The sequence below is a fragment of the Rhodococcus sp. FW305-130 genome, from assembly GCF_058788335.1.
On sequence record NZ_JBYTAP010000007.1, the window covers coordinates 288,792 to 311,440 of the forward strand.

At 61.7% G+C, this 22,649-nt stretch carries 24 protein-coding genes; 10 read left to right on the top strand and 14 right to left on the bottom strand.

Annotated elements, in window-relative coordinates; translation table 11 throughout:
* Positions 1–25: 25 nt before the first annotated feature.
* Complete coding sequence (locus AC3WQS_RS22795) at positions 26–1,219, bottom strand: YbfB/YjiJ family MFS transporter (protein ID WP_492711898.1); 1,194 nt, start codon at positions 1,217–1,219, stop codon at positions 26–28.
* A 95-nt stretch (positions 1,220–1,314) separates the two neighbouring features.
* On the opposite strand from AC3WQS_RS22795, the gene AC3WQS_RS22800 reads away from it, so the two are divergent.
* From AC3WQS_RS22800 to AC3WQS_RS22810, 3 genes are all read left to right on the top strand, one after another.
* Entirely contained in the window at positions 1,315–2,235 is a 921-nt protein-coding gene (locus tag AC3WQS_RS22800) for a LysR family transcriptional regulator (protein ID WP_492711900.1), read from the top strand.
* Positions 2,232–2,918, top strand: a complete 687-nt coding sequence (locus AC3WQS_RS22805) for a hypothetical protein (RefSeq protein WP_492711902.1) — start codon at positions 2,232–2,234, stop codon at positions 2,916–2,918. The genes AC3WQS_RS22800 and AC3WQS_RS22805 overlap by 4 nt, the downstream gene beginning before the upstream one ends.
* Before the next feature lie 96 nt (positions 2,919–3,014).
* Positions 3,015–3,452, top strand: coding sequence for an SRPBCC family protein (locus AC3WQS_RS22810; protein ID WP_029256664.1), 438 nt, complete (start codon positions 3,015–3,017; stop codon positions 3,450–3,452).
* A gap of 18 nt (positions 3,453–3,470) precedes the next feature.
* Here AC3WQS_RS22810 and AC3WQS_RS22815 read toward each other — a convergent pair whose 3' ends face one another.
* Together AC3WQS_RS22815 and AC3WQS_RS22820 are read right to left on the bottom strand one after the other, a co-directional pair.
* Positions 3,471–3,938, bottom strand: a complete 468-nt coding sequence (locus tag AC3WQS_RS22815) for a hypothetical protein (protein ID WP_031331426.1) — start codon at positions 3,936–3,938, stop codon at positions 3,471–3,473.
* 128 nt (positions 3,939–4,066) lie between these two features.
* Complete coding sequence (locus AC3WQS_RS22820; protein ID WP_172933127.1) at positions 4,067–4,693, bottom strand: class I SAM-dependent methyltransferase; 627 nt, start codon at positions 4,691–4,693, stop codon at positions 4,067–4,069.
* 108 nt (positions 4,694–4,801) lie between these two features.
* On the opposite strand from AC3WQS_RS22820, the gene AC3WQS_RS22825 reads away from it, so the two are divergent.
* Entirely contained in the window at positions 4,802–5,059 is a 258-nt protein-coding gene (locus tag AC3WQS_RS22825; RefSeq protein WP_269576650.1) for a DUF3253 domain-containing protein, read from the top strand.
* 30 nt (positions 5,060–5,089) lie between these two features.
* On the opposite strand, the gene AC3WQS_RS22830 is transcribed toward AC3WQS_RS22825, so the two are convergent.
* From AC3WQS_RS22830 to AC3WQS_RS22865, 8 genes are all read right to left on the bottom strand, one after another.
* Complete coding sequence (locus tag AC3WQS_RS22830; protein ID WP_269576649.1) at positions 5,090–5,956, bottom strand: NmrA family NAD(P)-binding protein; 867 nt, start codon at positions 5,954–5,956, stop codon at positions 5,090–5,092.
* Positions 5,957–6,011: 55 nt separating this feature from the next.
* Positions 6,012–6,512, bottom strand: coding sequence for a hypothetical protein (locus tag AC3WQS_RS22835; protein WP_269576648.1), 501 nt, complete (start codon positions 6,510–6,512; stop codon positions 6,012–6,014).
* Positions 6,513–6,633: 121 nt separating this feature from the next.
* On the bottom strand, positions 6,634–7,152 hold the full coding sequence (locus AC3WQS_RS22840) for a MarR family winged helix-turn-helix transcriptional regulator (RefSeq protein ID WP_003943230.1): 519 nt from the start codon (positions 7,150–7,152) through the stop codon (positions 6,634–6,636).
* A gap of 20 nt (positions 7,153–7,172) precedes the next feature.
* Complete coding sequence (locus AC3WQS_RS22845) at positions 7,173–8,672, bottom strand: amidase (protein WP_438472659.1); 1,500 nt, start codon at positions 8,670–8,672, stop codon at positions 7,173–7,175.
* Between the two features lie 58 nt (positions 8,673–8,730).
* A complete protein-coding gene (locus AC3WQS_RS22850; RefSeq protein ID WP_492711905.1) occupies positions 8,731–10,239 on the bottom strand; it encodes a carboxyl transferase domain-containing protein in 1,509 nt (502 codons plus the stop codon).
* Entirely contained in the window at positions 10,196–11,443 is a 1,248-nt protein-coding gene (locus AC3WQS_RS22855) for a CaiB/BaiF CoA transferase family protein (protein ID WP_492711907.1), read from the bottom strand. The genes AC3WQS_RS22850 and AC3WQS_RS22855 overlap by 44 nt, the downstream gene beginning before the upstream one ends.
* A 46-nt stretch (positions 11,444–11,489) precedes the next feature.
* Positions 11,490–12,842 (bottom strand): MFS transporter, encoded by a 1,353-nt coding sequence (locus AC3WQS_RS22860; RefSeq protein WP_492711909.1) that lies wholly within the window; start codon positions 12,840–12,842, stop codon positions 11,490–11,492.
* Positions 12,839–14,056 carry a M20 metallopeptidase family protein gene (locus tag AC3WQS_RS22865; protein ID WP_029256671.1) on the bottom strand — a complete coding sequence of 406 codons (1,218 nt, stop codon included), beginning with the start codon at positions 14,054–14,056 and terminating at the stop codon, positions 12,839–12,841. Before AC3WQS_RS22865 ends, AC3WQS_RS22860 begins: the two co-directional genes overlap by 4 nt.
* Before the next feature lie 165 nt (positions 14,057–14,221).
* On the opposite strand from AC3WQS_RS22865, the gene AC3WQS_RS22870 reads away from it, so the two are divergent.
* The gene (locus tag AC3WQS_RS22870) at positions 14,222–15,295 is read left to right on the top strand and encodes an Lrp/AsnC family transcriptional regulator (protein WP_492711910.1); all 1,074 of its coding nucleotides are present in this window, start codon (positions 14,222–14,224) and stop codon (positions 15,293–15,295) included.
* A gap of 38 nt (positions 15,296–15,333) precedes the next feature.
* Here AC3WQS_RS22870 and AC3WQS_RS22875 read toward each other — a convergent pair whose 3' ends face one another.
* Positions 15,334–15,966, bottom strand: coding sequence for a TetR/AcrR family transcriptional regulator (locus tag AC3WQS_RS22875; protein WP_211918930.1), 633 nt, complete (start codon positions 15,964–15,966; stop codon positions 15,334–15,336).
* Between the two features lie 195 nt (positions 15,967–16,161).
* Here AC3WQS_RS22875 and AC3WQS_RS22880 point away from each other — a divergent pair, with 195 nt between their 5' ends.
* The 3 genes from AC3WQS_RS22880 (at position 16,162) to AC3WQS_RS22890 (ending at position 18,313) form a co-directional block, all read left to right on the top strand.
* On the top strand, positions 16,162–17,574 hold the full coding sequence (locus tag AC3WQS_RS22880; protein ID WP_211918929.1) for a pyridoxal phosphate-dependent decarboxylase family protein: 1,413 nt from the start codon (positions 16,162–16,164) through the stop codon (positions 17,572–17,574).
* 86 nt (positions 17,575–17,660) lie between these two features.
* Positions 17,661–17,999 (top strand): YidH family protein, encoded by a 339-nt coding sequence (locus AC3WQS_RS22885; protein WP_020909690.1) that lies wholly within the window; start codon positions 17,661–17,663, stop codon positions 17,997–17,999.
* Positions 17,996–18,313: a DUF202 domain-containing protein gene (locus tag AC3WQS_RS22890; protein ID WP_445387013.1), complete on the top strand. Its 318-nt coding sequence runs from the start codon at positions 17,996–17,998 to the stop codon at positions 18,311–18,313. The genes AC3WQS_RS22885 and AC3WQS_RS22890 overlap by 4 nt, the downstream gene beginning before the upstream one ends.
* Positions 18,314–18,339: 26 nt before the next feature.
* Here the strand turns inward: AC3WQS_RS22890 and AC3WQS_RS22895 are convergent, their stop codons facing one another.
* Both AC3WQS_RS22895 and AC3WQS_RS22900 read right to left on the bottom strand, forming a co-directional pair.
* Entirely contained in the window at positions 18,340–19,776 is a 1,437-nt protein-coding gene (locus AC3WQS_RS22895) for an amidase (protein ID WP_492711911.1), read from the bottom strand.
* Positions 19,777–19,815: 39 nt separating this feature from the next.
* Positions 19,816–21,042 carry an MFS transporter gene (locus AC3WQS_RS22900; RefSeq protein WP_269576643.1) on the bottom strand — a complete coding sequence of 409 codons (1,227 nt, stop codon included), beginning with the start codon at positions 21,040–21,042 and terminating at the stop codon, positions 19,816–19,818.
* Between the two features lie 119 nt (positions 21,043–21,161).
* Here AC3WQS_RS22900 and AC3WQS_RS22905 point away from each other — a divergent pair, with 119 nt between their 5' ends.
* Together AC3WQS_RS22905 and AC3WQS_RS22910 are read left to right on the top strand one after the other, a co-directional pair.
* Positions 21,162–22,061: a LysR family transcriptional regulator gene (locus tag AC3WQS_RS22905; RefSeq protein WP_269576642.1), complete on the top strand. Its 900-nt coding sequence runs from the start codon at positions 21,162–21,164 to the stop codon at positions 22,059–22,061.
* 68 nt (positions 22,062–22,129) lie between these two features.
* Entirely contained in the window at positions 22,130–22,618 is a 489-nt protein-coding gene (locus tag AC3WQS_RS22910; protein WP_195790995.1) for a hypothetical protein, read from the top strand.
* Positions 22,619–22,649 lie beyond the last annotated feature (31 nt).

The window sequence follows — 22,649 nt, forward strand, 5'->3', positions numbered from 1 at the left end:
GCTCCGGCGGTTTCGTCATCTGACATCAAAAAACTACCTCCTCAGTCGAGGTGGCCGTCCGAGGGTCCGCATCGAGATCGGAAGGGAATCGGAACCGCAAAACCGCGGCGGCCACTGCTGCGCCCAGAACGACGGCCGCACCCAACAGCAGAGCGTCGCGATACCCGTCTCGCAGCAACGGAGTGACAACGAGTGGGCCGAGAATCTGACCGACGCTGTATCCAGCGGTCAGCAACGCCACGGCGCGTGGGAACTGCAGGTGCGCGCCGATTGCCAACACAATTGACCCGATACCAAGGAAGGTGACACCGAACAGGAAAGCTGAAATCAGTGCGGGGCCGACGCCTCCGATCACAGCAGGAAGCGCTATGCCCACCGCCTGAATCAACAGGGCAACGAGAAGCAGAGTCGGCCTCGACCAACGCAGGCTGAGCCAAGCCCACAGGGCGCACGAGGGAAATGCGGCCAGGCCGACCACTATCCAAGCGCCGCTGCCGACCCATTCTGGAGCGGCGAGATCGATTGCGGCAACAAGGAACGTGCCCGCGATGATGTAGCCGATGCCTTCCAGGAAATAACTGATGAACAAGGCAGTGAACCCGCGTTGGGAACTGGGAGTTCCCGGCGCGTCCGGTGTGATGGTCGGACGCGGTTCCGGCGTCAATCCCCAGGCTGCGACCGCACACACCACCGCAAGGGCCGCAGATGCCAGCCAGGCTGTACTCCAGGTACCGATGAAGCGGACGACCAACACGAGGACCCCGGACAGGGCGATACCCAACCCAACTCCGCCGAATCCCCATCCGGCCAGAAATTGGGACTGCCCCCGAAGGTGCGCGTGCAAAGCGCTGACGGCGATCATGAAGACGAGGGCACTGGCAATGCCTGCGACGAGCCGCAGGGCGAACCAGATGGATCCGTCGTGGGTAGTGGGCATGAGCGCCAAAGTCGCGATGAGGACCACCAACGACGTACGCATCACCGCTGCCGAGCGCACCACGCCGGGAATGAGGATTCCCGCGAGCGCGCCGATGAGGTACCCGACGTAGTTGGCCGTCGCCAGGGTGGCGCCGAGCGAGGCGGACAGACCGGCCTGCGTGTGCATCAACGGCAGGATCGGTGTGTAGACGAATCGACCGATTCCCATGCTCGCCGCCAGCGCAGCGGCAGCTTGGACAGCGTGCGCTCGCGGGGAGACGCCGTTGTGGACTGTGGTCATGGTCTTATCGTGTGCCCCGGCCGCGCCGGACCGCCACGACCGCTTTGCTCCTGACTGATAGGCACAACCTCCCACCGCACGTAGCATGAATGATCGTGGAGCTGCGTCAGCTGAGATATTTCGAGGTCGTCGCCGAGGAACTGCACTTCGGCCGAGCCGCGGCGCGGCTACTGATAGCCGGGCCGTCATTGTCGCAGCAGATCATGGCACTCGAGCGCGACCTCGGCGTCAAGCTGTTCGTCCGCGACCGCCGTTCCGTCGCTCTGACGCCGGCCGGCTCGGCGCTGCTCCCCGACGTCCGCGCGCTACTCGAGAGAGCCGAGAATCTGCGTCGACGCGCGGAGCGTCTGTCCGGAGCAGAGCCCGTCCGGATCGGCTACGTCAATTGGCTCCCCACAGAGCTGATCGCGCGCACTTCAGGGGTCGCACAACTGCACGTCGACGCCTGGGTGGTGCCTTCGCACGCGCAGGCCGCGCGAGTAGCGGACGGCAGCCTCGACCTGGCGATCGCCTGGGTGCGGAAAACCGATGTCGCCCAACATGCTCTGAGCGCAAGACTGCTCGGTGCGGATCGGCTGTACGCGGTCTCCACCGGAGAGGACACCACACCGGTGCGGGCACGCGACGTCGTCGTACTCGTCGACGACGACACCACCTCCTGGTATTCGTGGAACGTCTACGCCGAAGAATTCGCTCGCGATACCGGCGCACAGATCCTGCGCATCAACGACGGTGGTATCACCGGTCCGGCATTCTTCGATCACGTCCGTGCCGTCGGCCGTCCGGTCGTCAACTCGCCCAAAGGGCAGACCATCACGCTGCCAAGCGATCTCACTGCACGTCCGGTGATCGACCCCGCGGCGATCTGGACGTGGTCACTCCTGTGCCGTGAGAACGAAACGCGCCCTGCAGTTCTCGCGGCCGTCGACGCTCTCACCCGCGGCGTCACTGATCTCGAAATCCACGAAGACGGGATATGGCTACCCATGGACGATCCTTACCGGAGGACTCGATGACACGACGCGCTATTCGAGTTTTCTGGGGACGACGGCCGGAATCGGTGCAGGCCGTGGCCTCCCGGTGGCGTCGGACGTTGGAGCAAGTCGAATTCCTGTTGCCCGAGGTGGTCGGCGGGTCGTGGCAACAGATCCATTCCGCTGGACCTGCTACTGCCGTGACCGTCGACCAGTTGGCGCAGGTCCTCGAGAACGCGCAGGCCGCCGAAGACTGGTCGGATCGTCTGGGAATCGGATTGAGGCTCGCATCCAGTGGAGGGCCCGAATGGGGGCTCGAGCTCTCCGGGTTGGCGGGCGGCGAACCTGAAATCGTCCTTCAGTCGATGATTATTGCCGTCAGCGCGCCGGACGCCGCCGAAGTTCCTGAGACAGAACTACTTCGGATGCTCGCCGCGGTGTGGGAACCGGATTTCGGAGACGTCACCGACGACAACGTCCTCGACGCTCTCGAAGACGAGTCCGACTATCGCGTCGGTGATCCCGTGATCGGCCGAGTCGGCTACCTCTCGTCCGCTCGCGCTGACGCGATCCCGGGTGACCTCGCAGCAGGCGTTGCCGCGTTACCGGGCGGCGTGTTGCTACAGATCGGGGCCGTCGATGGGGTCGTTCGGGCGTACGAGCGCCTGCGCGAGACCGGCGCACTCGATCCGCTTCCGCGTCCACTGGACCGCGCAGTCTTCTGAAGGTGGTTACCGTTTGTCGAGTTTGGGTAGCCCGGGCGTCGGAACGAACTCTCACCGCGGCACTACCGCCGAAAAATGAACCGAAAGGCCCACCGCATGGTTGACGTCACCCGCAAATTCACCGCCGAGGCACCGATCGAAAAGGCTGCGGCGTTTCTCCGCGACTTCGCCAATGCGCCGACGTGGGATCCGGGCACCGAGAGCTGCACACAGATCTCCGACGGTCCTGTCGGCGTCGGAACTCAGTGGCACAACGTGTCCAAGCTATTCGGCGTCACCACGGAACTGACGTACACGCTGGTGACCGACGAGCTGAATCACGTTGTTCTCGAAGGAAAGAACAAGACTGCCACCAGTACCGACGACATCACCTTGACTTCGGTGGGTCCGAACTCGACCGAGATCGAATATCACGCGAACGTCGAGTTCAACGGTGCCGCCAAGATTGCGTCGCCTCTCCTGAAGGCGGGATTCGAAGCCAAAGTGGCACCAGAGACGGTGAAGAAGATGACGGAAGCCCTCGAAGCGCTCTGACAGTCCGTCAGGTTCTTGTCACTGTGGGTTGCCGCCGCTCGCGCCACCGTTGCGAGCTTCGATGGCATCGATGGACTTCGTGAACGACTTTCCCAGCACTTGGGTGCCGACGAGTCCGAGTACCGACGCCAGGAGCTTTCCCTTGAGGTTCTTGCCGTCCCGGACCACGACGGCATCGACATCGGTCAGGCCCGTCGGCTGCCGGGTCAGCGTGTAGGTATGGCTCGACGCCCCGCCCCACAGGTTGGAGTCGGTGGTTGTCATCACGACGCGGTGCGGGTCGGTCCAGTCGTAGTGCAGGCGCTCCCAGATACCACTGGAGCCCTCGGTGACATCAGCATCGTGGGGTCCTTGTTGGTGCACTTTCAGGTAGCTGTCCGCACTGCGGCCGAAGATTTCCTCACGGCCCGGGCCGAAGTCGGTCAGGCCGGCAAGGACCTGTTCGGGCGTCGCAGTAGTCGTCTTGTGAAGATGGATCGTGGTCATGGCGCCTTCTTTCAACTGTGGATGATCCAGTGCTGAAAAAACGGGGGAGTGACTCATCCAGCACACCACTCACACGAAATGAATGAAAGAGAATTGCTCGCCCAGTCTCGATCCGCTGTCTCGATCCGCTATTCGACGCCGCGCCGGCTGGCAGTGATTGCGCCGTGCGGCCTGTAGCCGCTCCCCGTCCGGGTATGGGTCTCGATCACGTCGAAACCCGCTGTGACCAGCACCTCGGCAAGTTCGGTCACCGGCCATCGATAACCAGTCGTCGCGGCATGATCAAAAGGCTCTACGGTTGCGCCTTCGAAGAAGCCCACCAGCAACCCACCACCTGGGCGGATCACGCGCGCGAATTCAGCGAGCGGCGCCTCGATATCTTGCGGGTGATGGTGAATGAGCGAGTACCAGGACAGCACGCCGCCCAGTGAATTCGTTTTCGCGTCCAATGCCTCGAAGCCCCCGACCTCGAAGGAAAGATCCGGGTATCGGGTGCGGGCTCGTTCGACGAACTCGGGCACGAGATCGATCCCGCTCACAGCCAGCCCGCTCTGGGCCAGGAAGTCTGTCCACTGCCCCGGCCCGCACCCGGCGTCGAGTACGGGGCCGGTCAAAGTGGCGGCCCAGCTGGTCACCAGGTCCCGATCAGATACGTGCGTCGAATCCATCGAGCCGAAGAGGTCCGTGTACTCCTGGGATCTGGCCGAATACGACTTTCGGACTACGTCGCGGCGCGTTGCACTCGAATTCTCCACGCCGTCAATAATTATCGATGTGCACCATTCCTTCGCCACAACTCGCCGAACCGAAGGTTCATACTCTGTCGAAGGCCTACGGTCACGACCGGAAACTGAGGTCATACGGTGGAAGAGAAAGAACTGGCGGCGAAGATCCGCGAACTACTCAGTGCCCGATCGGCCGAGTCGAGCATCTGCCCCTCCGACGTGGCCCGCGCAGCGGCACCCGACAATTGGCGTCCGCTGATGGAACCCGTCCGAGAGGCTGCCCGCCACATGGTGGCCCACGGCGAAGTACAGATCACGCAGGGCGGCGAAGTCGTCGACCCGGAATCCGTACGAGGTCCGATCAGGATTCGGTGGGCTCGTCGATCAACCGCGTGACTTCTGGCGGCACTGCTCTCGCAGCGTGAATCAGCGGAAACGGTCCAGATGCTCACGCAGGAACGCATCCAGGCTTCGTGGCTCACGCCCCAGGACACGTGCCACCGTGTCGGTGGGTGACTCCGGGCGCGAGACGGCAAGTTGCTGGATCTCCAGAATGTGCTCGGCCAGCCACGGAGGCATGTGGGCATGATCGACGAGGTTTTGCCGCAGTTCGTGCGGTGGCAGGTCGATGTATTGGACGGGGCGATCGAGCATGCGGGTCAGAGAATCGGCGATGCCGCCGTAGCCGACTGCCTCGCTACCCGTCAGGACGTAGGTACCGCCGGCGAGGTCGGCGCGTGTGAGCACGGCCGCGGCGACGTCACCGATATCTCGGCAGTCGATCCAGTTGCACGGCGCGTCCCGCATCGCGCCCAGAATCACCCCTTGCGCAGCCACCGCCGGAGCCAGGAGCAACAGATTCTGCATGAACGCATAGGGGCGGAGCAGAGTGTGGCGGATCCCGGATGCGCGCAGGTGTTCACCGACGGCGTGGTGGCCGCGGGAGAGAGCGATGGGGGAGTCGGCCGCGGCGGCGGGGTCGGAGATCTTGACGATGTGTTCGACGCCGCTCTCGGCGGCTATGTCGATCACACGCGTTTCGAGCTCGACCTGTTCGAGTCCGTTGGCCATGGCGAGGAAAAGCTGTTCGGCCCCTTTGAAAGCCGTCCGTAGCGAAGTTGGCTCGGCGGCATCGGCCGGCACTACTTCGACCAAACCGTCGGCCAAATCGCCGAGGTGGGCGCTCAGCCTGTCCGGGTCGCGGGACAGCGCTCGGCTCGGCACACCCGAGGATGCGAGACTGCGTAGCAACGCGCCGCCTGTGGTTCCGGACGCTCCCATGATGACGATCATCGTGTTCCTTTCGGTCTTCCCCGCGAAGCCGGGGATCGTTGACATATGTTGTCTGTCAGGGATTCTGACGGCGCCATCGCCAGCTGACGATGACGGCAGCCACAGCGGCAGATATCGGTAGATCGAGTTGCAGGCGAGCAAGCCGAGCAGTGTCGACCACGCTCGTGTGAGCTGGTAGCCAACGGGAGGCGAACCACCCGACGAGGCCAGCAATTGCAGCGGCTCCGACGGCAAGAATTGCCGCCACCATGACGCGAGGCAGAGCCGTGGTCCACGGCCGTGACCTCCCGCGACGCTGCAGCCAGGAGCCGATCAGCAACGCCACCACTGCCGACGTGCCCGCAATGGACGTAAATGCCGCCATCGTGAGGCCCGATTGGCCGGATGCGACTCCGCCCGCACCCGCCATCAGCGCAGGGGCAAGGTAGGCGACCAGCACCTCTCTCCACAGGGTGAATGATCGTGCGGCGCGACGATCGGCAACCGGGTCGAGTCGATTGGAATCGGTTATCTCCCTTTTGTTTTCGCGACGGATCGGCGGGGTGTGTCCGGACATGAAGGAGACCAACTTTCCGTTTATAATTAGGTGGCTAACTATTTGGGCATGGAGAGAGAAGCCTCTGTCGAGAATTGACGACGATTCGAATCGCTACGCGACGGCTTGGAATCCCAGCCGACTACTCCGCAGTCAGCGCACCGATACCGCGAACGACCCGCGAGAGCAGGTCCAGAAAAACCGCACGCTCGTCGACAGTGAGCTCGTCGACCATTTCCTCGAGACGAGCAAAGTGTTCGGGCGCCATGTCACGTAAACGCTGAGCGCCGCGAGCAGTCAGGACGACCACCGCACCACGCCCGTCCTCGGCGGACGGACGCCGAGCGACCAAACCCTCCTGCTCGAGGCCGTCGACCAGCCCGGTCACCGTGGCTCGCGAGACGCCGAGATCAGCGGCCAGTCGCGAGGGAGATTTCTCCCCGTCATGGTCTTCCAGATCCGCAAGCAGTCGGTAACGGCCGGTCGACAGTCCATACCTCGCGAAGTGAACCTCGGTTGCTCGACCGAGCCGCGCGCCCGCCGAGATCAGCCGCACCGCAACCAGCACCGCCTGCGGATCGGACCCGAGGCCGTAATGCTCCAACTGCCGCCGCGCCTGATCCAACGTGGGTGAGTCGTGATCGGTTCCGTCCACTGCCATGCAACTAATATGGCACCTAACTACATTCTGGTCAACCCTTCACCAGAGCGAGTGTCAACGCTGCCTAAGCCGTGCGCGAGTTGCAACAGGTCCAGATCGGCATGACTGCGAGCCAGAACCTGTATACCCATTGGCAGCCCCTCAGAATTGAATCCTGCAGGCAGGCTGATGGCCGGCACGCCGAGAAGCGTTGCGATTGTTGCAACCTCCATCCACCGGTGGTACGACGACATGGCCCTGCCGTCGATCGATGTGGGCCAGTCCATTTCGATGTCGAACGGAAACACCTGAACACTCGGTAGCACGATGAAGTCGTACGTATCGAAGAGAGTCAGGAACGCGTTGTACATCGCGGTGCGCTTCACCGAAGCCTCGTAAACGTCCAGCGCCCCGATGGGCGGACGCCCATCCGTTCCATCGACCAGGCCCTCCACCTCGTATCGAGCTTCGGGCTTGAGCGCCGCCCGCGTGACCGCGTTGTAGTAGAGGGGGTACAGCTGAGAGCCGGCGAGCCAGTGCCGGAACGTCAGCCACAGCGGCCAGAGATCCTCATTTCCGTTGAACCCACCCGCTTTCGGCAGACCATGTTGTGAATCCATCTCGATTCCAAGCGCTTCGAAGATCTGCAGTGACGATTCACAGAGATCGAGCACTCCCGACTCCATGGGGAGATACCCACCGAGGTCACCCATCCACACTGCCCGTGCGCGGGAGAAATCTCGCTCCAACGTCGACGCCAGGCCTCCGTCCGAGTCGATGGACAACGGAGTGCGCGGATCGTATCCCGACATCGTTTGCAACAACATCGAGAGATCTGTAGCGGTGCGCGCCATCGGTCCGGGAACCCCCGCCTGTTGCACGAACACATCCGGCCCCTTCGCGGGTACGCGGCCGAAGGATGGACGAAGTCCGAGAATGTTGTTCCAAGCGGCTGGATTTCGAAGTGATCCCATGAAATCACTGCCGTCCGCTACCGGAACCATGTGGAGAGCCACTGCGACGGCAGCACCACCGCTACTTCCGCCCGCCGATCGGCTCGGGTCGTAGGCGTTGCCGGTTGCACCGAAGATCTCGTTGTAGGTGTGTGAGCCCAGACCGAATTCCGGAACGTTGGTCTTGCCGACGAAGATCGCTCCCGCGTCCCGTATTCGAGCAACGTGAATCGAATCACTTTGCGCTGCAGGGATGTCGAACTCACCCCGAAAGAACCCGCGAGTCGTCTTGAATCCCGCCACATCGGCAGTGTCCTTGACCGCATGAGGGAACCCGTGCATCCATCCCATATCCTGGCCATCGGCCAGGAGCTTGTCGTGCTCTTGTGCCTCCTGCACCAATTCCTGTCGTGGGCGAAGACTGACAATCGCGTTGACCGAAGGGTTCACGGACTCGATCCGGTCGAGATAGGCATTCATCACCTCCTCGCATGACACTTGCCGATCATGAATTGCCGCCGACAAATCGGATGCGTCGAGTCGAACGATCTCGTTTCCAACGGGCAAAGTGGGCTGTGAAGACTTCAAGTGATGCTCCTCGAGTCGGTGCTGATCAGTAGTTCGGTGAATTGGAGCGCGGGCCGGTTTACATCGGTACCGCCACAGGGGATTCCCCGATGCGACTGAAGTGCGTCAGCCGTCCACTCAGGCGCTGTTCGGACGTCTCTCTCAGAGAGGAGACCAGCGCGGCACGTAATGTCTGGCCGACGCGTTCACAGAATTGGTCAGGTTCGTCGGCGGCATCGGGGTACTCGGGTATCACCGCATGCACAATGCCGCCTGCCAGTAGATCTGTTGATCGAATGTTCTGCGCCGAGACCATCTCCCGCGCATGGACGATGTCGCGGTAGATGATCGCGCTTGCACCTTCCGGCGGTAGCGGGGACAACCAACTGTGCTGAGCGGCGAGAATGCGGTCCGCCGGCAACAGCGCCAGTGCGCCTCCACCCGCCCCCTGGCCGAGGAGCAGCGATACCGTCGGCGTCCTCAGCGCCAGGAGTTCTGCCAGGCACTCCGCAATTTGGTTCGAAAGTCCGCCTTCCTCAGCTTCTTTCGACAGATTCGCGCCGGGCGTGTCGATGACTGTCACGAGCGGCAGGTCAAGCTCTCGAGCAAGGTTGATTCCCCGGCGCGCCTGACGCAGTGATGCCGGGCCGAACGACTGTTGTCCGGTCTGGGCACGGCGATCCTGCCCGAGCAGAACGCACGAGATGTCCCCGAAGCGGACCAACGCAAGAATCAGAGCGGGGCTCTGTTGGCTTTGCCCGGTTCCATTCAGGAGCACCATGTCTGAAGCTGAATGGCCAAGTAGCTCGCGGACGCCCGGCCGTCCGGAACGGCGGGACGCAAGGACCGTTTCCCAGGCGGGTGTCGCGGGGTCACTGACATTCGGAAGCGCCAGTCCGCGCTCGTCAAGTGTCGGGCGCGAGGTCAAAACCCGCAATAGCACGTCCAGTGTCTCCGCGAGCTTGTCAGGAGAGCACACTGCATCCACTAGCCCGTGCGCGTGGAGGTTCTCGGCCGTCTGGACCCCAGGTGGAAACGCGACGCCGTACAAAGTTTTGTACACCCTGGGACCGAGGAACCCGATGAGCGCCCCGGGCTCCGCGATCGTCACGTGACCGAGCGAGCCCCAGGAAGCGAAAACTCCACCTGTGGTGGGATTTCGGAGATATACCAAGTAGGGAAGGTGGGCTTCCTTGTGCGCGGTGACAGCGGCGGTGATCCTGACCATCTGAAGGAACGCCGTCGTTCCCTCCTGCATCCGTGTTCCACCGGAAACCGGCAGGGCGACAAGGGGTAGTGCTTCTCTCGTCGCCCGCTCGATGGCATCGACGAGGCGTCCGCCTGCCGCTACACCGATCGACCCCGCCAGAAATCCGAACTCACAAATCAGTACCGCGACTCGGCGTCCACGTACCGTTGCGGACCCGGTCATCACGGACTCGTCCAGTCCGGTCCGCTCGCGCGCCGCGGCCAGTTCGTCTGTGTACGCACCACGCGCCATGCTCTGACGGACACTCGAATCCCACGACTCCCACGAGTCAGGATCAAACGTGAGATCGATCAACTCGTGTGCCGTCAGACGATTCATTGCCTTGCTCTCCTAGCCATTTCATGATTTCTTCGCCATCCGCACCGAGCACAGGAGGCGGTCGATGTGCGGTTCGGGTGACCTCACTTCCGTCAGGATCGAAGAACCGCAACGGTGGCCCCGGGATGGTCAGCCTCCCGAGCGTTCGATGATCGACGTCGACGAGGAGTCCCTGCGAGCGGGTCTGTTCCCACTCGTAGACCTCACGCAGGTTTCGGACTTTTCCTGCCGGAACGCCGATGGCCTCCAGCTTCGTCAACAGTTCTTCGGTCCCGTAGGCCCCGAAGACCGCTTCGACCAATTCGTTGACCTTCTTACGGTTCTCGACCCGTTCCGGGTTGGTCGCCATACCGTGTGTATCCGGGTCGATCCAGAATCCCGCGCAGAAACGTTTCCACAGACCTTCACTGCCGACTGCGATCTGTACGGCACCGTCTGCCGTCGGAAATAGTCCGTACGGACAGATCGACGGATGATGATTGCCCTGAGCCTCGCCGATCTCCCCTGCGACGGTCCATCTCGTCCCCTGAAAAGCATGCACCCCGACAACACTCGCCAGCAGGGAGGTTCGGACAACTTGTCCCCTGCCCGTCACCTCCCTCTCTCGAAGTGCTGCAAGAATTCCGAACGCTCCGTGCACTCCCGCAAGGAGATCGGCGATAGGAACGCCGACACGTTGTGGGTCATCGGGTGACGAACCGGTCAGAGACATCAATCCGGCTTCGCCTTGGGCGATCTGGTCGTACCCGGCGCGACCGCCTTCAGGACCGTCATGTCCGAATCCGCTGATCGACAGCACGACCAGTCCGGGGTTGATCTCCGCTAACCTTTCCATCGGGAATCCCAGGCGGTCCATCACGCCGGTGCGAAAATTCTCGATCAGAACGTCGGCGCGTGCGATCAGGGCTGTGAGAGTTCGACAACCGTTCTCGGACTTCAGATCCAAGGCGATTGATTCCTTGTTTCGGTTTGCCGACAGGAAGTACGTCGATTCACGTTCACCTTGGGCGGGGTCGACAAAAGGTGGACCCCACCCACGCGTGTCGTCTCCACCGTCAGGTGTTTCGACCTTGACGACGCGCGCTCCAAGATCCCCGAGCATCATGGCCGCATGCGGACCGGCCAGCGCCCTGCTCAGATCCACGACGACTGTACCTGCCAGCGGTCCTTGATAATTCGGTGTCACTGCTGCTTCTGCCGGCACTGCCAAATCCTCTCGGGCGATGGGAGATCTGCTCCGTATCTGTGAGCTAAACACTGGAAGGAGAGAGGGATTCGGAAACTTCTCCAGCAGCAGTGAGGTCCTTACCTTTCGACTCGGGCAGGAAGAAGATCACGGTGGCGACCGAGATTGCCATCAGAACAATGGCGTACCAGTTGAAGACGCCGGGAATTCCCTTGTCGGCGAAGAAAGCCTGGAGATACGGCGTCGTGCCACCGAAAATTGCGACGGCAAGGGAAGTCGGCAATCCGATTCCCACCGCACGCATGCGAGTCGGGAACATCTCGGAGAACACAGCAGGACCGATGGACACGGTGCCGGCCATGAATACCAGGGCAATTGCCATCGCCACGAACAACTGCCACGCCTGCCCCCGAATGATGGAGGTGAGCGGAAACAGCAAGGTGATCATCATGATTCCCGAGAAGATCAGAACCGGGCGCCGGCCGATGCGATCCGAGACGGTTCCCCAAACAGGCAGCATGATGATGAACACCACATTGGCGGCGGCTCCCGCCCACATTGCACCCGATGGATCCACGCCGTGGACACTGATGGCATACGCCGGAGTTGCCACGGCCCACACGTAATAGTTGACCGTCGATCCAACCGTCATGGCGGCGACTCGCACCAGCAGGCGACGGTGTTCACGGATCTGCGACCACAGCGAGGGCTTGGCCTGCTGCGATTCCGACTTCTGTGATTTGGCAGATGATTCGAAGATCTCTGTTTCCTGCAACCGTGATCGCAAGTACAGCGCGAACAGTCCGAAGACACCGCCGAGCACAAACGGAATTCGCCAACCGTAACTGCTCATTTGGGCGTCGGTGAGGATTCCCGAGAGGACCGCCGCCAGAACTGCGCCGCAGATGATGCCGATGGTTCCGGAGAAGTAGATCAAGCTGGCCCACAAGCCACGCTTCTCTCGAGGCGCCATCTCCGAGATATACGTATTGGCCGAAGGCAACTCTCCGCCATGAGCAAGACCCTGGATCATTCGACACGTCACCAACACGACGGCAGCCCAGGCCCCGATCGTCTCGTGCGTTGGGGTCAGTCCGATGATCAGACTCCCCACTGCGGCGAGCCCGACTGCCACCGTCATCGAAAACTGTCGGCCACGGCGATCCGCGATCAATCCGAAGAGCACTCCGCCGAAAGGACGAGCGACGAACCCGACAGCGAAGACTCCAAAAGTCTTCAGCAGATCGGACATCGGGCTTCCGCTGGAAAAGAACTGTGGCGCGAAGAACACCGCGAAAAGCGCGTAGATGTTCCAGTCGAACCACTCCATCGCGTTGCCGGTGCCGATTCCGAACAGAACCTTGAGGTTCTTCTTCCTCGACGAGGGCGGTGTGGTTTCTTTGTGGTGATCGCTCATCGTGTACCTCCAGCGGTGACGGCCAACTTTTCGACGGCCAGTGCCGAATAGACCGCGGCCGCATCCCCGAGCACACCCTCGAAGAACTGTGCACGCGGCGAATGGTTTGTCGGAGCAGCGACCGGATCGCAGCCCGGCATTGCAGCTCCGAGCCCGATGAACGCTCCCGGGACTCTGTCCAAGACATAGGAGAAGTCCTCGGAACTACTTGTCGGCCTTGGTGATTCCAGGTAATGCTCCTCGCCGAGCAATTCGCGGATCACGCCCTCACTGAACGCAACTTCCTCCGCATTGTTGACGGTCAAGGGGAACTGGGCACGGAAGTCGATGTCCACCTCTACGCCGTGCGCGGCGGCAATGCCCTCCAGTCCACGGCGAATCACTGCGCCGAGTTGTTCCTCGTTCTCAGCCGACCAGTGACGGACGGTGGCACCGAAATGTGCGGAATCGGGGATCACGTTGTTTGCCGTGCCCGCATCCACGACACCCACGGTGATGACAACCGGATCGAATGCGTCGAAATCCCTTGTCACGATGACCTGCAGCGACGTGATCATCTGCGCCGCAGCCGTGATCGGGTCCTTCGCGCGGTGCGGCGACGAACCGTGACCGCCCGCGCCCCGCACCGTCACGTCGAGCGTGTGCGACGCCGACATGATCGGCCCCGGCCTACTCACGAAGAGTCCGGCCGGGATCCCGTTGGCCATGACGTGCAGTCCGTACGCGTAGTCGGCACGGCTACCTGATGCATCCAACACGCCCTCGTCGATCATGTTCTTGGCCCCACCCCAGCCCTCTTCACCGGGTTGGAACATGAACACGACGTCACCAGCCAAGTGATCGCGGTGATGTGAGAGCAGCCTTGCCGCGCCGACCAATGCGGTTGTGTGCAAGTCGTGTCCACACGCGTGCATGGCTCCGTTCGTGGAGGCGAAATCCACCCCGGTGCGCTCGTCGACCGGAAGCGCGTCCATGTCGGCTCGCAGCAGCACCGTCGTCGTATCGCCTGAATCCCTTGCTGCACCTCGCAGAACGGCTGTAACCGAGGTACTCGAAGTTCCGGTGGAGATCTCGAGTGGGAGACCCTGCAGCGCTTCGAGCACCCGCTCCTGGGTTCGTGGCAGCTCGAGACCGATCTCCGGCTCACGGTGTAACTTGTGCCGCAGCGCGACGAGGTCGCCCTGCATCTCGTCTGCGTCATCTTTCAGGTTCACAGAATTTGGCCTTTCATTGGCAGGGGAAGACTCGCGAAGTTCCGGAGACAGACGCAGGTGCGATCTGCAGTTCTTGCAGCCCGGCACGGTGTGTCGTAGGTAACGATCTAGATAGCTATGATGAAGCTTCCCTTAGGAATGATCGAGAATTCGCAGGAATTTCGCATGAGTGATGAATCAATGAAGGAATTCGACATGCTCGACGCGGCGGACCAGGCAATGGTTCACGCTTTGCAGATCAACCCGAGGGCAAGTTGGGCGCAGATCGGGAAAGCTCTCGAGCTCGACCCGGTGACGCTGTCGCGTCGATGGATCCGTCTGGTCGACCGCGGTGCAGCGTGGATAGGGTGCAATCCTGGCCCGATCCTGGCCGCCTCCGGTCTGGGAAACCTTGCCTTCGTGGAAATCGACTGCGTCAACGGCAGCGTGCAAGCCGTGGCGCACGCGCTCAGTGAGCAGCGGATGGTGACCGGCATCGAACACGTGACGGGCGCACGAGATCTGCTGGTCACGGTGATGGTGACGGATTTGAGCGTCCTGTCGCAGTGGGTCACCGAGGAGTTGGGTGCCATTGCCGGCGTCGTATCGAGCCGCATCCAGCTCGCCGGGACGATCTACACCGGCGGTAGTCGGTGGAGGTTGCGTGCGCTGAGTTCGAGTCAGGCAGATGCTCTGGCCGCAACGCGCATCACGGTCGATCACCACGGCGCATTTCGGCCGACAGACATGGACCGACGCATCATGGTTGCACTGTCGGTGGACGGACGCGCGTCGTACACCGAGTTGGCCGAGGAATGTGGCGCCAGCATCGACACGATTCGACGACGCTCACGGCGCCTCTTTGCCGCTGGAATGGCACGACCCCGCTGCGAAGTGGCCCGCCCCCTCTCCGGAAGCCAAGTGACCGTCATCCTCTGGGCCCAGGTTTCACCGTCTCAGATCGGCCATGCTGCACTGACGATCTCGGCTATGCCCGAGGTCCGCCGGTGCACGGGGGTCACTGGTCGCGACAACTTGCTGATTGTCGCGTGGGCACGGTCCGTGGACGACGCGCAACGGCTCGAAGGTCGGTTGTGCGAAGCACTACCCGGGCTCTCGATCGCAGATCGCGCGATCTCGCTGTGGACGATGAAGCTCAACGGTCATCTACTCGACGAGCGAGGGTACCGCGTGGGAGCGGTACCGATCAGCCCCGGTGAACCGGCCCGTCGCAGTGTGGAACCTTCCCCCTCGAGCTGAATGTTGCGCTCTTCGAAAGCCCTTGGAAAGCAGGACGATCAACTCTTTGCGGTGCCGGACAAACCGAGCGCAGTCGGCAGTATGTGACCGACCAGCATGTCGACGATGCGTTCAGCTTCGTCGGGATCGAGGAGGGTCGCGAACCGGACGGTCGAACCGGCGATGTGATTGCAGGTGAAGACAAGCTGATCGACGTCATACTGCATGGACTCCGGCACGACACCCCGGATCACGTCAGCGATGAGAGCACTTGTCTGACGCGTGTTCTCCACATCGATCCGAGCGAGATCGGGGTTTGCGACGGCGGCTGACCACACCGCCGCGTACGTGGTGTCGTCGCGGAAGATCTGCCAGTAACCGCGGACCACGGAACTGATGACTTCGCGAGCGTCTTGCACCGTCCCGGCGGGAGCAATCGATTCGATGAGCCTGGCACGCACCAGAGTTTCGTATCGCTCGAGCAGCGTCTGCACGATGGCGGTCTTTCCCGGAAAGTACCGGTAAATCGACGGGAGCCGAAGGTCTGCTGCCGATGCCAGTTCACTCATGGTCATGGCGTCGATTCCGTCGCGCGCGATGAGCTCTGCCGCACAGTCCAAGATGGCCTCGACGCGCACCTTGCTGCGCTGCTGTTCCGGGAGGCGACGGGAGGGAACGGCGTCGGGCGTCATCGTGCAGTCTCCGTCATGGATACGAGAATATACGGCCTTCACCGCTTGACATGACAGAGTGTCACGTTCACCATATGTGAAAGGTTCTCACGTATCGGTTCGATTGTTCGCCGGTGCGCTGACGATCCACTTCGATCAGTTCGGCCTGACATCGCCGACGAACCAATCAAGTTGACACACAAGAGGAGTCAAGACGTGTTGGAAAACGGTGTGCCGATCGACCAGGTACTGGCGGAGCTAGCCGAACGGCATCGAATGGATGATCCGTACGCAGATCGCCCGGGCATGGTCAACATGTACAACACTGGTCTCGACACCGTCGAGAAGGTCGCAACGGACGCCTTCGGAATGTACATCCATGTGAATCCCCTTTACTCGTCGACGTTTCCGAGTGTTTATGCGTTGGAGAAGGAGTTGGTCCGCGCCGCGAACGACATGCTGCACGCGCCCAACGACGCCACCGGCAGCTGGACCATGGGTGGCAGCGAAAGCATCATGATGGCCACGAAGGCTGCCCGAGACGGGGCGAAGCACATCACGCGGCCGAACATGGTGCTTCCGATCTCGGCCCATGCGGCATGGTGGAAGGCAGCGCACTACCTCGGCGTCGAAGCTCGAACCACGACGGTGGATCCGGAGACGTACAAGGCCGACGCCGCTGCAATCAAAGCGGCCGTCGACGAGAACACGATCTTCGTGGTTCTGTCGGCCCCCCAGTACGGCCAGGGCGTGATCGATCCGATCGAAGAGATCGGTGAGTTCTGCCTGGAACAGGGGATTCGCCTGAACGTCGATGCCTGCATCGGCGGTTGGGTTCTTCCGTTCGCTGAACGCCAAGGATGCGAAATTCCGCTGTGGGACTTCAGAGTTCCCGGCGTCAGCTCGATCACCGTCGACCTGCAGAAGTACGGGTACACGAACAAGGGATGCTCGCTCGTTCTGTATCGCACTCGCGAACTGCGTCTTCCGCAGTTCTTCGCACACGCGAATTGGACTGGCTACCCGATCGTCAACTCCACGGTGATGAGTTCGAAACCAGGCGGGTTGCTCGCCGCAGCATGGTCGATCGTCAAACACATCGGTGACGACGGCTACATGCATCTCGTCGAGGAGGGTCTGCGGATTCGCCGGGAACTGGAAGCGGGGGTCGCCGCGATACCCGGGCTGCGAATCATGGGGAAGCCCGAATCCACACTCGCTGCAATCACCACCGATCCAGACGCGGACGAGGGCGTCGACTTCTTCCTCTGGATCGACGAACTCGCGAAGCGGAACTGGACCATGCAGCCGCAGTTGACGCAGCCCGGCGTTCCTCCGAGCATCCATTTCACGATCGCGAAACAGCACGGTAGTTACATGGCCGAGTTCATCGAGGTCATGCGAGAGGCCTTGGACGCAGCGCGCCTTCGTGATCCCTTGATTCCGGCGGAGCGCCTCGCCGAGATTCACGCCCTTCCGGCGGACACGACCTTCGCCGACATCGTGCCCATCGTGATGGAGAGCTTCGAGGACGGGAAGCCGTCGACGAAGACTCACCTCGTGCTCGACGCCTTGCCGATGCCGCTGAGAGAGATGGCGATGCTCGCGTACTTCGACGCACTCACGTGAGCCGGCGATCAGTTTCGATCGACGAGACAACAACTCGGTCATACCGCGACTTCAAAGACCTCCTGTTCACTCGAAGGAGATCGTTGGTGGATCCGGACAGAGCTGATGAGAACGAGCCTGACTATCGATTCACTCTGGCGAACGAGCGAACTTTTCTTGCGTGGATCAGGACTGCATTCGGCCTTCTGGCAGGTGGCGTGGCGATCGATCAACTGATTGCACCGTCACCGGCCAGGACCGCAATCTCGATTGCATGTCTGTCGATGGCGACAGTGCTCGCAACCGGCGCATATACCCGTTGGCGCCGTGTGCAACGCGCTATGCGGCAAGACAAGCCGCTGCCGAAGTCCGCACTGATGCCAGCAATCGCTTGCGCCAGTGGGATGATCGCTGTTATCGCGATGCTGTCGGTGGCTCTGCCATGAACGGCGTCACAGCTCGCGATCGCGGACTTCAACTGGAACGCACGGCATTGTCCTGGCGGCGAACTGCTTTGGCATCTACATCCATCGCCGCTCTGTTCATCCACCAGGCCGCGAAGGAAGGATGGGAGGCATCTGCGATCGTCCCTCTCCTGGCCACCTTCACCTTGCTCGGGACGGCGTGCGCTGCATTCATACGGGACCGAACATTGCGGAGTGGATGCGTAAGACTTTCTCGATCAACGGCATTCGCGGTTTCTTGCGCAACCGCAGCTACGGCGGTCGGCACAGCGGCAATACGCATTGTCGGCACGTAGACGGGCCGCTGCCGTCGGAGGTCCGTCTACGTCCGAGGGTTCGGATGCTCATTCGGATACGGCAGAACCTCCTCGAGGACGAGCCCTATGGCAAAGGCCGTGTGGTCGTCGTACGGCCGCGTAACTATCTGTGTACCGGTAGGGATTCCGTTCCGAGCGAAACCGGTGGGGATTGTCAGCACCGGGCAGTTGCTCAGGATGTTGAAGGTGATGGCCGGTACGGCCTCGAGATAGAATCCCAATTCTGTTCCAGCCACATTGATTCCGTGCCCGACGTAGTCGTCGCCGGCAAGAAAGCCATCGGTCACCACTGCCGGAGTGATCAACGCGTCATAGGTGTCGAACAGGGATCCGATCGAGGAATACAGTTCGGCTTCGATCGCGAGTCCGTCGAGGAAAGTCGCGTCACCACGGGTGCGGCGTGCCCATCGCGCGAATTCCTTCGCGTACTCCGTGACCTTGTCGGGGTGCGCGGACGCTTCGGCGGAGATCGATGCACCGAACACGTGATCGTAGTGAATGGCGGCCGCACGCATGATTGCAGCGCGTGACAGGTCGACTTCGATGATCTCCGCGCGTGCGCCCAGCGCAGTGAGGGTGTCCACCAACTTGGCGGTGTTGGCGGCGACGTCCGGATCAACCGGCCAGTCACCCAACGCGGGGATCACGGCGATACGCATTCCTGTCAACGAATGCGTATCGAGGCCGGGCAGCGGTGATGCCGGTACATGCGAGGCAATGTCAGTGGAGGTCGGTCCCGCGATGACCGACTGCAGTGTGAGGCAATCACTTACGGTGCGAGCCATCGGACCGCCGTGGCAGTAGCGATCGAGATTGAAGGGCGGATCGACGGGGACACGGCCGTGCGGTGGCTTGAACCCGACAATTCCGTTGAGAGACGACGGAGTTCGGATCGATCCTGCGACATCGGAACCGGTAGCCAAGTGCGTCATACCGGTGGCAAGTGCGACTGCTGATCCACCGGAAGACCCGCCGGAGGAGTATTTCGTGTTCCACGGATTGCGAGTGACGCCCCACAACTCGGACTGTGTGAACGCGGCCGAGGAGAATTCCGGGGCCGTCGATCGCGCGTGGACGATGGCACCGGCGTCGACGATCCGCTGCACGAAAGTCGAAGTGTGGGTGGCGATCAAGTCCTCATAGACCTTGGACCCTTGAGTCCACGGTTGGCCTTGTACCGGTTCATCCTCTTTCACCACAACGGGAACACCGGCGAGCGGAAGGCTGACATCCGAGCCGCGGGCGTAGTGGCGTTCCGCTGACTTCGCTTGTGCCCGTGCAGTATCGAAGAAAGTGTGTCCCACTGCATTCAAGGTCGGGTTGAGCGCCTCGATACGTTCGATGGTGAACTCGAGCACTTCCACCGGAGACAGCGATTTGTCCCGGTAGCGTTCGAGCATCTCGGTCACATCCATGAATGTCGAAACGGGTGTCTGGCGCATATCTGTTGTCCTGCCTCTATGAAGGTTTCGTGTAGGCGGCTAGGTTGTCAGTTCGTGCTTTGCCACGACGGGATTGCGGAATGTGGCGAGCAGCATTGCGAGAGTGGCGATTCCCGCGGCTATCCAGAAGACCGTTTCGGAACCGGAGTGGTCATGAATGCGTCCACCCGCGAACGCGCCGAGGGCGATGCTTGCATTGAAGACTGCAACCCACAGAGCCGCAGCGGCCTCTCGGTGAACGGGGGCTGCTTGTGCGATCCATGTTTGAGTACTCACCGATACACCACCGTAGAAGAGGCCCCAAGCCGCCATGAACAGAGCAGCTGTGATCAAGGTAGTAGCCGAGATCGGGAACAGGGCAAGGGTGATCGCCACTCCCGCGCTGAGGATGACGACCACAGTCTTCGGAGACTTGGTGGCAGATGGCCCGGCTATGAAGTTGCCGACAACGCCCAGAACCCCGTAGATCAAGAGCATCGTGCCGATCTGCGCAGGGTGCAATCCTGCGAAGAACTCCAGCCCCGGACGCACATAGGTGTACGCCGCGAAATGAGCGATGACGATGAGCGCGGTAATCGCGATTCCGACCCGGACTCCCGGGTTCCGAAAAGCCACCACGAGACTGCCGAGCGACAAGGCTTGATCAGCTGGCATCACGGGTAGGACAGCGAACATGGCGAGCGCGATCAGCGTCGCGGCGCAGCTGAGAGTCCAGAATGCCACGCTCCACCCGGCCGCTGCTCCGATATACGTCCCCGCAGGGACACCGAGAACTGAGGCAACCGCGATTCCGCTGAAGATGATCGTGGTCGCCAACCCGACGGATCTGGAACCCACCAATTTGGGTGCCAGGCTAGCGGCGAGTGCCCAGACTCCGCCCATGCTCACACCGAGTAGGACGCGAGCACCAGCGAGAACAGCGAAGCTTGGTGCGAGAGCCGTGAGGGCGTTCGCCGCTGCGACTACAAGCATCAGAACGATAAGCGTCGACCGACGATCGAAGCGCCGGGTCACGATGGGCACGAACGGGGCAGTTGCCGCTGCCACCAATCCGGTAATGGCCAGTGAGAGCCCGATGGTCCCTTCGCTTTCCACCAGGTCAGCACCGATCGGGGTGAGTAGCCCGACCGGCATCATCTCTGCCGCGACAACGATGAAGGTGGACGCTGCGATCAGGGCGACCGCAGCCCAGTGGTTCTCGATGGTGTGTGCGTGGGTTGAGGACGTGGGCGCGGGGCTGTTCTGCCCGGGCGCGGAATGTGGCATGTAACCAGAGAAGCTCCCGCACGCCCAAGTATCAACGGCGATTCGCTCATCCAACCATTAGCTCAATTCATCGATGAGCCATGATGGAGTGGTCGAATGAGTCGAGGGTCGGAGTGAAAATGTCGGAGCCTCCGATGCGTGAGATCGAGTGTTTCCTCGTTCTCGCTGAAGAACTGCACTTCGGTCGCACCGGCGAACGACTGTTCATCTCCCAGGGCCGAGTCAGTCAGCTGATCAGCGGGTTGGAGCGTCGTATCGGCACCAGCCTGGTGGCGCGCACCAGTCGCCGCGTACACCTGACTGAATTCGGTGCCGAGTTTCTTGCGTCGTTGGCTCCCGCGCATCGTGCGCTTGTCGGAGTAATCGAGGACGCTCAGTCAAGAGCACGCAACATGCCGACGCCGCTTCGGGTGGGTTTCCAAGGAGCAATTTACGATTCGATCGCGGCTGCTGTCTCTCGTTTCGAGATACAACATCCGCAAACTTGCGTGACCATCAAAGAATTACCCCTGGGTGATCCGTTCAGTGATGTACTCGCCGGGCGAATCGATGCGGCAGTGGCACTTCTCCCCGTAGATGAGCCCGAACTGACAACCGGGCTCGTCTTTTCTCGACAGCCCCAGACGCTGGCCGTCTCAGTCCATCACCCGTTCAGTGAACTGGACGTGATCGACGCCGAGCAGTTGGCGCAGATCTGTCTCGTACCCATCACCGGCCCCGCCCCCGACTATTGGCAGCGTGTGAATTCCCCGAGCACGACGCCGGGCGGAGCCACGATTCCCACGCAGGGTGGGGCGAGCACCGTTCAGGAAGGCCTGTCGCAGGTCGCATTCAGTCAGGTCGGCCTCATCCTGTGCGCGGCAACCGCTACATACAGCCAGCGCTCGGACATCACATTCGTACCGATCAACGGATTACCCGAATCTGCTTTGGGCCTCGTGTGGCGTACCGATCTCGAAAGCCCACGACTCCGCGCTTTCGCGAAAGCGATCGAGGAAGCACACACCTGTTCCGCCTGACGGTGATCAGTCAAGTCGCGGAAGGACTCCGGGACGTGGGGATGCATCGTGTGTGGGATGATCGCGCCATGTCTGCGATCACCGACTACTTCACCGCGCGCACGGATGAGCACGCCACCTCCGCCCTCGAGGGACTCGTCGACTTGGAACCAGCGGTGATCGAGGCGAACGATGCCTCTCGCCCGCGGATTCAGTTGGCTGCGGATGGGACTCCAGTTCTGCAGGCGAAAGGCGTCGATCCAGTTGTCGCGCTCGGCCGACTGGAAGCAGCCCTCACCGCTCGCCCCTACAACGAGGTCGCCAAGGGTCCACGCTGCGGGAAACTCGTCGCAATGAGCGACGACGGCGACACCCTCGTGCTCACGGTTACCGACGAATTACGCGATGCCCTAGCGGAATTGAACGCTGAAGGTGTCGCCGCCACTGCGGCGGCCTGGGCGATCGACGAGACGAGTAAACCGTCGGAGGACTCAGTGCCGTTCCTGACCGCCTTCGCCGAACTAGCGACCAGAGCTGTGGCTCAGGGCGAACGGATGTATGGCTACGTCGTCATTTGAGCTTCTCAATTCCGCCGATCTGAACGGACAG